At 58.0% G+C, this 7,500-nt stretch carries 8 protein-coding genes (1 of these 8 only partly in view); 5 read left to right on the forward strand and 3 right to left on the reverse strand.

What is annotated here, in order from left to right; all coding sequences use genetic code 11:
• Nucleotides 1–513 precede the first annotated feature (513 nt).
• Nucleotides 514–1,302, forward strand: coding sequence for a class I SAM-dependent methyltransferase (locus QCM77_RS22975; RefSeq protein WP_279685009.1), 789 nt, complete (start codon nt 514–516; stop codon nt 1,300–1,302).
• A 500-nt stretch (nt 1,303–1,802) separates the two neighbouring features.
• Here QCM77_RS22975 and QCM77_RS22980 read toward each other — a convergent pair whose 3' ends face one another.
• Nucleotides 1,803–2,834 (reverse strand): IS110 family RNA-guided transposase, encoded by a 1,032-nt coding sequence (locus tag QCM77_RS22980; RefSeq protein ID WP_279685010.1) that lies wholly within the window; start codon nt 2,832–2,834, stop codon nt 1,803–1,805.
• A gap of 1,309 nt (nt 2,835–4,143) precedes the next feature.
• On the opposite strand from QCM77_RS22980, the gene QCM77_RS22985 reads away from it, so the two are divergent.
• A complete protein-coding gene (locus QCM77_RS22985) occupies nt 4,144–5,331 on the forward strand; it encodes a Rossmann-fold NAD(P)-binding domain-containing protein (protein ID WP_279685012.1) in 1,188 nt (395 codons plus the stop codon).
• A gap of 279 nt (nt 5,332–5,610) precedes the next feature.
• On the opposite strand, the gene QCM77_RS22990 is transcribed toward QCM77_RS22985, so the two are convergent.
• A complete protein-coding gene (locus tag QCM77_RS22990) occupies nt 5,611–6,297 on the reverse strand; it encodes a recombinase family protein (RefSeq protein WP_462804345.1) in 687 nt (228 codons plus the stop codon).
• A complete protein-coding gene (locus tag QCM77_RS22995) occupies nt 6,279–6,500 on the reverse strand; it encodes a DUF5372 family protein (protein WP_462804346.1) in 222 nt (73 codons plus the stop codon). The genes QCM77_RS22990 and QCM77_RS22995 overlap by 19 nt, the downstream gene beginning before the upstream one ends.
• Between QCM77_RS22995 and QCM77_RS23000 the strand changes: the two genes are divergently transcribed.
• From QCM77_RS23000 to tnpC, 3 genes are all read left to right on the forward strand, one after another.
• Nucleotides 6,494–6,718 (forward strand): hypothetical protein, encoded by a 225-nt coding sequence (locus tag QCM77_RS23000; RefSeq protein WP_279685013.1) that lies wholly within the window; start codon nt 6,494–6,496, stop codon nt 6,716–6,718. The two genes, QCM77_RS22995 and QCM77_RS23000, sit on opposite strands and share 7 nt — an antisense overlap.
• Entirely contained in the window at nt 6,715–7,062 is a 348-nt protein-coding gene (gene tnpB, locus QCM77_RS23005) for an IS66 family insertion sequence element accessory protein TnpB (RefSeq protein ID WP_231188497.1), read from the forward strand. Before QCM77_RS23000 ends, tnpB begins: the two co-directional genes overlap by 4 nt.
• Nucleotides 7,063–7,131: 69 nt before the next feature.
• Nucleotides 7,132–7,500, forward strand: the beginning of a protein-coding gene (gene tnpC / locus QCM77_RS23010) for an IS66 family transposase (protein WP_279685015.1). 1,260 nt of this gene lie beyond the right edge of the window; only the first 369 of its 1,629 coding nucleotides appear in the window; it begins with the start codon at nt 7,132–7,134; its stop codon lies off the right edge, out of view.

Below are 7,500 nucleotides of genomic sequence, written 5' to 3' on the forward strand. Positions count from 1 at the left end.
ATCAGCTGGATGACGTTATCGTTGGACACGGCATATCGCTCCTTCGGTGGAGAAGTGGAGGCGTCAAGCACCCCCACGATATGCCGCCTTCCCGATTCCCGCCGTCACCAACTTTGGGCGATAGCTCTTTGGTCAACTACCAACGTTAGTAATTGATCTAAAGGAAGGTCGTGTGGCAATCAAATGTGGGTGGATCAAAGGTCTCAAGGAATTCGGCATGCGACACGAATCCAATCTGTTCTGGCCAACGGCCAAACCTGCTCTAACTGCGACCTCCTCTCCCTACGTTATGGAAGCGGATCGGCTCTCTGGCACAATCGCGGGGCGCGCACGCCTTCAAGGTCTCCGGGCGTGGGGCCTGTCAATTGCTAGAGCGTTCAGCGACTGCCAAAAAGTTCAGCGTATGGCAATGAACGCGGCAATCGAGATATTCACGGTCCTGTCGCGGCGGCTCTAGTCAGTCGTATCGGTAGAATCAGGCCGCGAGCAGAGACGAGACATACGGAGATAGGCATGATCGCAGTGACTGACATATATCGTGGTGCGGCGACCTACTACGCACGGCACGCGCTACCATATCCAGAAGACTTGTTCTACTCATTGGTCCGGGTTTGCAGCCTCTCTAACAGCAGTCGTGCACTCGATCTCGGTGCCGGTACGGGGCAGATTGCTATTCCCCTGGCGCGCTTGGTTGCGGACGTGCTTTTCGTCGATCCAAGCGATGAAATGGTCGAGAAAGGAAGGCAAATGGCGGAAGCTGTGGGGGTCAAAAATATAGAGTTCTCAGTGTCGAGATCTGAAGACCTAAACGAACCAATGTCGTCATTTGATATCGCAACAATCGCGGCCTCCTTTCTCTGGATGGAGCAAAGCACGGTGTTGGCAAAGCTAGCCCAAATGCTTAAGCCGGATGGCTGCATTGCGATTATGTACCGCGAGCGGGATTGCTCGGAACCTGGAGAATGGTATCGCGCGATGTTGAGCGATATTCAGGAGTTCTGGGGCGGAGGTTTTCCGGCAGGTCCCGGAGCTGTTCGACCTGTACAATTGCCCTATCGACAAGTCCTTCGCGCTTCCAATTTCGGTGAAATCACAGAGCTCCGTCACTATTACGAGCATCACTGGAATATTGATGATCTTCTTGGGTATCTCTGCTCAACATCCTTGGCTGCGCCAGGTACTCTCGGACCTCGTCGTGACGAGTTTACGTCTCGTATTCGTCGCCTACTGCTATCATACTCGCCATCTGGTTTCTTTGCAGAACGAGGTCACATCACCACTTGGCTTGGATTTAGACCCTAGACGCACTTCTGGCCGTTCGTTGTACTGGGGCAGAGAGCTTCGATGGGCAAAGGACATCCTGGTTCAACGACAAGCCGTTGGCTCCGATAAAGCCGTATCTGCCAAGGCACCAGACCGGCCGGCGCGTTATGGGGATCAACGCATTATCTGCGGTATCATTCACATGCTTCAGTGCGGCGCTCGCTTGCGCGCTTGCCCACCGGCCTACGGTGCTCCGACGATTTACGATCCGTTTAATCGCTGGGCCATGTGTGGACGGCTCCGGGTTGGCAAGGAGAATCTTCACTTGCGGCGTTGGTCGGAGCAGCCATGTGTTCGGCCTTCTTGTGCGGTACTCATGACCGCTGGCCATAATGCCCTCCGCGGATCAGGTCCCGATCAAAAGCACGCATTCGAAGATGCCATGGCCCATGTGGGTTGTCCTGATCGCCGGATCGACCGGCGCCGCATTAGTGCTGTTCGCCCTTTACGTTACAGCCGGTGACCGGCTGTGATCTCGTTCACGCCGTAAGGCCGGCGGGTTCCTTATAGGGTTCGTTCCTGGCCATCATCGCCCATGCCATCCTGGCGAGCTTGTTGGCGAGTGCGATGGCTGCGACCTTGGTGGGGCGGCGTGCCAACAACGCAGTGAGCCAAGGCCGATGGCTCGTGCCATGGATCTTGGCATAGCGGATCACGGCGAGTGCGCCCGCTGTGAACAGGCTGCGTAAATAGCGATCGCCTTGCTTGCTGATACGGCCAAGCTTGTCCTTGCCCCCACTAGAGTTCTGCTTCGGCACGAGCCCGACCCAGGCCGAGAAGTCCCGCCCCGATCGGAAGGTTGTGGCATCGGCAACGCTTGCGACTAGCGCCGTTGCCAGTGCTGGACCGACGCCAGGGATCGCATCCAGTCGCTTGCTCGTCGCGTTTGATCGATGCCAGGCAATGATGCGCCTGTCGAACTCCAGGATCTGAGCCTTCAGTGCCCGCAACTGACCGCCGAGAGCCGCAAGACACGCGCGGGCCACCTCCGGAACTCGGCGGTCGGCTGGATCGGCGACGACTTCCAACAGCTGTTCGACACCCCTGCGCCCGACGGGGGCAACAATCCCGAACTCGGCCAGATATGCACGGATCGAGTTGATGACAGCAGTCTGCTGGCGAATGAAGAGATGGCGTACGCGATGAAGCATCAGACAGCTCTGTTGCTCGTTCGTCTTGGTCGGCACGAACCGCATGTTGGGCCTTGTGACCGCCTCGCGAATAGCCTCCGCGTCGGTGCTGTCGTTCTTCTGCCGCTTGACGTAGGGCTTCACATAGGCCGGAGGCATCAGACGCACCGTATGCCCCAACGCCTGCAGCTCGCGGGACCAATGGTGCGATGAAGCGCAAGCCTCGATCCCAACTAGACACGGCGGCAACTTCTCAAAGAAGGACAGCACGAAGCGGCGCTTGAGCTGACGGCGTATGACCACCTGGCCGGCTGCATCGACCCCATGTACTTGGAAGACCGACTTCGCGATATCCAGACCAATTGTTGAAACTGACTGCATAGGTTGCTCCTCCGAATCGTGGGAGCCTTAAACGGCGCCCAGTCTTTGGCACTCTCGTGCCCGTGGAGGAGCCGTCCACAGCATCAAGCGCGGACATTGGCGAGTACTGTTGAAGTGCTCGTCCGCTGCAGCGAGGCTATCGTGACGTTGTCCATCGACTACACCTCGATCAAGGCTCGTCGCCCGGCGAGCAACGGAAAAGGGGGAAGCATGAAGAGGTGATCGGCCGCTCGCAGGCGGAACACGAAAAATTCACGCGCTGAGGATTTCAGGCCGGTCGCGACTTGTCGCGAAAAGCTCGCCAGGAACTTCTTAGTTGCCGTCCACATCGTCGCCTATTGAAGTCGCCTATTGAATCGGTTGACCTGAACCTAGCACACTACTTTGGCAGTTTCGTCAGTTTAGTGAGCCCGTCAGGAATCCCGCGAGTTTTCAATCACGCAGAGCGAGCGGTTTTTGCAGGGCGGACCATGCTGTCCGCAACTCCGGCTGGGAAGACGAATCGAACGTTGGCTGAATCCATTTCTGGATCGCTTGGGCCATGAGGCCTGACAACGGATGCGTCCGCTTCACGTTGCGGGGGCTTTGATCGGCCGTCGGTGAGCACAAAAGCATTCAACCAACGGCGGAACGCATTGCCGGGCTCGAGCAGGCGGTCGCCATCAGCAGCGTTGCCTGTGCGCTTGCGCCCCACTCCGAGGAGGGGCGGCTCTTCGCTCGGCGCTCGCTCGAGGTTCTCAAAGCGGCGCCTAAGTTGATCCAGGACCTTCTCTGATCCAAGGTCCATTAGGTAAGATCACCGTGCAGAGGTAACTGTACCCTGCTAAGCTTGATAGTTGCTCTCGTCTGCGCTCGCTGTATTGTCTCGAAAAATCATCTTTAAGGCTCAGGAAAGGCCGGCATGACGATTGCACACTCACCGCGCTCCTTATTGTGCTCTTCTCGTCACTTCGCAGTGAGCTATTCGATGAACCGATGGATGAAGCCAGATGAGTGGTGCCTCGGCGTCGTTGTTAATATCATGATGCCTGCTCCCGAAGTGCCAGACCTGGTGTTTACCGTAAATGCGGGTGTCGTGCTCGACGGTAAGGCACTACTCGTCCGATTTTGCAATCCGGAACATCGGCTCGAGGAGCCTCACCCGGTAACCTCTCTGTCGTTTTCCTCAAGCGTGCGTTTCGGAGAACGACGGTAAGGCGATGAGTCCAACACTCCGCATACAAACTAGCAAACCCTGAAGGTTCGCGACGCGGCTTCTGGACAATTACGGCAGCGGATCCGATCGGCAAAAGAGTGCAAGGAGTTTTCCATGAACGTCGGCGTGTTGAAGGAAATCAAACTGGACGAGCGACGCGTCGCTCTCGAGCCGATACAGGCGAGAGCTCTTTCGAGCCTCGGCCACAAAGTCTACGTTGAAATCGGCGCGGGGCAAGAGGCTGGATTCTCCGATTCGCATTACGAGGCGAGCGGCGCGAAGGTTGTCGTTAAGAGCGATGTTCTGGCCAAGGCGCGGCTTCTCCTCAAAGTCAAAGCACCCTTGCCATCAGAGTATGATGACTATGCTCCGCATCATATCCTATTCACCTATCTTCATTTCGACGAGAACATTGCCGCGCAAGACGTTACCGAACTCATTAGTCGGGGCTTTATGGGAATCGCTTACGAGTGGGTGGGAAGAGCCGGCCAATATCCATTGCTCGAACCGATGAGCCGACTGACCGGCTATCTCTTCGCCCAGAGGGCGTTGGAGCTCTGTTCGCAGGAAAAAGGAGTATTCTGTCCGCGCAACGAGTTCCTTCTTCCAGGGGGGCGGGCTCTAATCATCGGATGCGGCAACATAGGTCTTTCGGCTTTCAAATACTTGTCCGATCTTGGTGTCGCCTTGACCGTTGTTTCTAATCAAAGCCGCGCGGACCTCAATGGCAAAGCAAATGCCCGTTTCGGAACCGAACGCGTTGACTACATAAGCGCAACTGGTACTAAACTGCTCGTCATGGACAACAAGTATCCTTCTCGCACTCGCGATATGATTGCGGCGGCGCTGCCGAAGACCGACATAGTCCTGAATTGTGCAGTGCGTCGCTCCGGTCTTCCGAAGCATAGAATGGAGTATCTGATCGACCGCAGCATGGTTGGTGCGATGCAGCCGGGCAGCATTATCTGTGACTGTACTGCCTGTGATCGAGATATGATTGAAACGTGCATCTCTTCGGAGTCGCTCTACCACACGTATCGTGAGGAGGGCGTGGTGCATTACAATTGTGACCATATCCCATCAATGGTGGCGCAAACTGCAACTCGTCTGCTCACAGAACGAACTTTCGGCTACATCCGCTATATCAGCGAGCGTGGCTCCTTGCAGGCAGTTATAGAAGATGAAGACCTGAGGAACGGGGTCTGCTGCTACTCAGGTCACCTGACTCATGCGCTGTCGGCGGAGAAGAAGGGCTTGCCGTGTCGGGCGCTAAGCGAATTTCATCTGGCCAATTGTGAATGAGGTCGTCATTAGTAGATAAGGTTCGTTGGTCCGATGCACTCCGCTTCCCGCACCTGCATAGATGTTGGCACCGCGCCGGTGCTGCTTCTGGTTAAGAACAGTCGCGCCTGCGCAAGCATGCCAACGAGAATCTCACGCGTAACTCGGGCTCCGCTCGCGATTTTGCGGCAATGTCACGGATGATGCCACTTGGAAGGGTGCAGCGATACTCACCCCGCCTCACCTTGTTGAGGATCCCGCCGCGTAGCCGTGCTTTGATCACGTGCAACTCAGCCTCGCTCATTGTTCCCTTGAGTCCGAGCAGGAGCCGGTCGTTGAAGCTTGTCGGATCGTACATGCCATCCTCATCGGGATCAGAGTGTCAGCGAGCGCGCAGATCTCCAGCAAACGTTGCCAGTCGGCATTGTTGCTCGCGAGCCGGGAGACCTCCGGGCCCATGACGATGCCGGCGCGCCCCATGCCGACGTCGCTGACTAACCGCTGAAAGCCCTCGCGCCAGGCGGCCGATGCGCCGGACTCACCCTGATCATTGTCAACGACGATGATTTGCTCGTCGCGCCAGCCGAGGGCTGTTGCGCGTCCGCGAAGCGCATATTGCCGCTTTATAATCTCGACGTTCTCAACGACTTGTCGCATCGAGGACTGGCGAATGTAGAGGTAGGCACCCGTTCGAGGTGGTGAAGCTGGACTTTGAGGAACTCCTTCATGGCGTTCTCCGCTCGGTGTGCTCATCGCCATTGTCGCGAGCACGTAAACGACAGCTGTGCGCTCGTTACGCGGCACTGGTGGAGTACGCGATGCAACTGACTGTTGAAAGGGGGCCTGCGGCGGCCAGCGTCTGCGCCCCCCCATGCCCCGGCGCAGAAAAGGCATGAGGCCACTGCGGACTGTAGGCGTCAGCGCTTCGCCGAGAGCTGCCATACCCAGCACCAGGCTGGCCAGCTCCATCAAGTCGAACGCACGCACGAGGGCTTGTCCGCCGCCTCCGGGTCCCAAAGATCGGTCCAATGCGGAGGAACCGACCATACGGTTGCCTCATCAACCTGCAGCAACAGGCGCTGGCCATATCGGTTACATCGTTTGCCGACGCAGCGGAGCTGTCGTCCGAACAGCGGGTGAAACGTCGACGGCACGGCGCCATGGCATATCACGTTCGTTGCTGATGACATGGCGTCGCGCGTTCGGGCCCGAGCCGATCAGCCCTCAAAGCGAACAATCTGGCTTTGCGCGGGTCATCCTGGCCGCTGAGGTCGAGCCGGCGGTTGCTGCCACACCGCCGAGTGGGCAGATGGTGATCGTAATCGGCAGGGATCGTCGAGTGATTGTCGACGCCAGCGTCGATGCGGCGGCGCTGGCGCGGGTGCTGCAGGTTCTGGAGCGTCGATGATACCGATCTCTTCGAACGCACGGATCTGGATTGCGACCGGCCACACCGACATGCGCAAGGGCATGCAGGGTTTGTCATTATTGGTGCAGGAAAGCCTTGGTCGTGATCCGTTCGCCGGAGATGTCTTCGTGTTCCGCGGACGGGGCGGTTCGCTGATCAAGGCCTTGTGGCACGATGGAGTTGGACTGTCGCTCTACGCGAAGCGGTTGGACCGTGGCCGTTTTGTCTGGCCGGCGACGGTGGGCGGTGTGGTGGGGCTGAGCGCGGCGCAGATGAGTTATCTGCTGGAGGCGATCGACTGGCGCAATCCGCAGCACACGTGGCGGCCACAGAGCGCAGGATAGGCTCAAAAAGTTCTGAGGTGCGGAAGAAAAGAGGCCTCAAATCGCCTCTTTTGTGATTCCATCGGGACCATGGGTGACGGCCTTGAATCGCTGCCAGACGACGTCGAAACGCTGCAAGCGGCATTGATCGTTGCACGGGCGGAGGCTGCGGCCGCCCGTGCCCGGCAGTCCGACGACCAGGCGTTGATCGCCCATCTGAAGCTGCAAATCGAGAAACTTAACCGCGACCGCCATGGTCCGCGCTCGGAGCGTACCGCGCGGCTATTGGATCAGCTTGAACTGACGTTGGAGGAGCTGGAGAGTTCGGCGACGGAGGACGAACTCACCGCCGAAATGGCCGCGGCCAAAACCACGAAGGTGGCGTCGTTCACGCGCAAGCGGCCGTCACGCCAGCCGTTCCCGGAGCATCTGCCTCGCGAGCGGGTGATAGTGCCGGGG

Source organism: Bradyrhizobium nivariense (genome assembly GCF_029846695.2).
GTDB lineage: Bacteria > Pseudomonadota > Alphaproteobacteria > Rhizobiales > Xanthobacteraceae > Bradyrhizobium.

Bases quoted from the DNA above. Each gene is read 5' to 3' on its own strand.
- QCM77_RS22975 (WP_279685009.1), top strand. From the start codon at position 514: ATGATCGCAGTGACTGACATATATCGTGGTGCGGCGACCTACTACGCA.
- QCM77_RS22980 (WP_279685010.1), bottom strand. From the start codon at position 2,834: ATGCAGTCAGTTTCAACAATTGGTCTGGATATCGCGAAGTCGGTCTTC.
- QCM77_RS22985 (WP_279685012.1), top strand. From the start codon at position 4,144: ATGAACGTCGGCGTGTTGAAGGAAATCAAACTGGACGAGCGACGCGTC.
- QCM77_RS23000 (WP_279685013.1), top strand. From the start codon at position 6,494: ATGACATGGCGTCGCGCGTTCGGGCCCGAGCCGATCAGCCCTCAAAGC.
- QCM77_RS22995 (WP_462804346.1), bottom strand. From the start codon at position 6,500: ATGTCATCAGCAACGAACGTGATATGCCATGGCGCCGTGCCGTCGACG.
- tnpB (WP_231188497.1), top strand. From the start codon at position 6,715: ATGATACCGATCTCTTCGAACGCACGGATCTGGATTGCGACCGGCCAC.